Below are 1,431 nucleotides of genomic sequence, written 5' to 3'. Positions count from 1 at the left end.
TTTAGGTGTGGGTGCAGTGTCCTAGTTTGAGTCGAAATGACCATACCGGCATCTTCTGATTGCCGTTTTCCCTCAAAGGATACCCGCCGGCAGGTGTAGACAAGCCAATCCCTCTTGCCTGTTCGCACTTTCTCAATCCCAATTCTGTTGAATTCTATTGGCTCGTCGACCTACAATTCCAATAACACCAAAAAGAGGGAATGAAAAGCTGATCTTCATGCCTGCCTGGCCATGGCCAAAACAACTCAGATAACCGATAAACCCGATCTGTTTGGATTCCTCTATCATCACCCGACGCTCATCCTTGCCATTCTGTTGGGGCCACCTCTCATTTGGTTACTGGTCTTTTACTTGGGGCCGCTGCTGGCGCTGCTGCTGCAAAGTTTTTATCATCTGGATCCCTTTACCGGCCTGATCCTGAGAAAGTTGACTTTGGCCACCTATCGGGAGCTGCTCACTCCTGCCAGCGTGGATATCTTTGTCCGCAGCTTGACTATGGTTTTGGCAGTGACCCTAGCTGCAATTGTGTTGGCTTTTCCTCTGGCTTATACCATGGTCAGACTGGCCTCTCCTCGCTGGAAGGACTTTTTGTACTTGTTGGTGCTCCTACCGCTTTGGTCTAGTTATTTGATTCGGGTTTATGCCTGGAAGTTGATCCTGGCCAAAGAAGGGATCCTCACCTACCTACTCACCCATGTGGGCCTACAGGGCTGGGTGGAAAAGATTTTGCAGTTGCCCGGGATCGGTGGGCCATCGCTGGCTGTATCCAACTTGGGTATTTTCTTGGTGTTTCTCTATGTTTGGCTGCCCTATATGATTCTGCCGATCCAGGCGGCTTTGGAGCGAGTGCCTGATAGCTTAATTGAGGCTTCTGCAGATTTGGGAGCTCAGGGTTGGCAAACGTTCCGCCATGTTACTCTTCCCCTCGCCTTGCCAGGGATCCTGGCCGGGTCGGTCTTCACCTTTTCCTTAACGCTAGGAGATTTTGTGGTGCCTTATTCTCTGGGCAATTCCAGCTATTTCATCGGGCAGGCAGTTCTCGCCTTTCAGGGCACCTCTGGCAACATTCCCTTGGCGGCAGCCTTCACGGTTGTGCCGATGGGGATCATGACCGTCTATCTGCTAGTGGCCAAGCGGCTGGGGGCTTTTGAATCGGTGAGCTGACCCGATCAAGGATTTTTCCAACACATGAGGAGCCAACTGAGCTAGGCTGGTAACTGTTAACGAATGTATCGGGCTGTCCCTATGGTGCTCTTTGGCTTTGGCAAACTTGGCAAGAAACTGTCCCTGCCCAAACCGGAAGAAGCCTTGCCGGGCCGGGCCGAGCCGATGGTGATCGTGAATCGGCATTTTGTCAACGGCAATCCGCTGCAGCCGCCTTTTCCCGAGGGCATGGAGCTGGCCATGTTCGGCATGGGCTGCTTCTGGGGG

At 52.6% G+C, this 1,431-nt stretch carries 1 protein-coding gene and 1 pseudogene; both read left to right on the top strand.

Annotation, left to right across the window (positions count from 1 at the left end):
* Positions 1-231 precede the first annotated feature (231 nt).
* Positions 232-1,164 (top strand): ABC transporter permease, encoded by a 933-nt coding sequence (locus NW815_RS11260; RefSeq protein ID WP_414389082.1) that lies wholly within the window; start codon positions 232-234, stop codon positions 1,162-1,164.
* 81 nt (positions 1,165-1,245) lie between these two features.
* A pseudogene (locus NW815_RS11255) lies at positions 1,246-1,431 on the top strand (peptide-methionine (S)-S-oxide reductase); the annotation flags it as partial.

The organism is Synechococcus sp. R6-7, from assembly GCF_047461695.1.
Classification (GTDB): domain Bacteria; phylum Cyanobacteriota; class Cyanobacteriia; order Thermostichales; family Thermostichaceae; genus Thermostichus.
The sequence above is the reverse complement of the archived record's forward strand: the minus strand, read 5'-3'. Positions and strand labels throughout refer to the sequence as shown.

Coding starts and splice junctions, on each gene's coding strand:
- NW815_RS11260 (WP_414389082.1), top strand. CDS start 232: ATGGCCAAAACAACTCAGATAACCGATAAACCCGATCTGTTTGGATTC.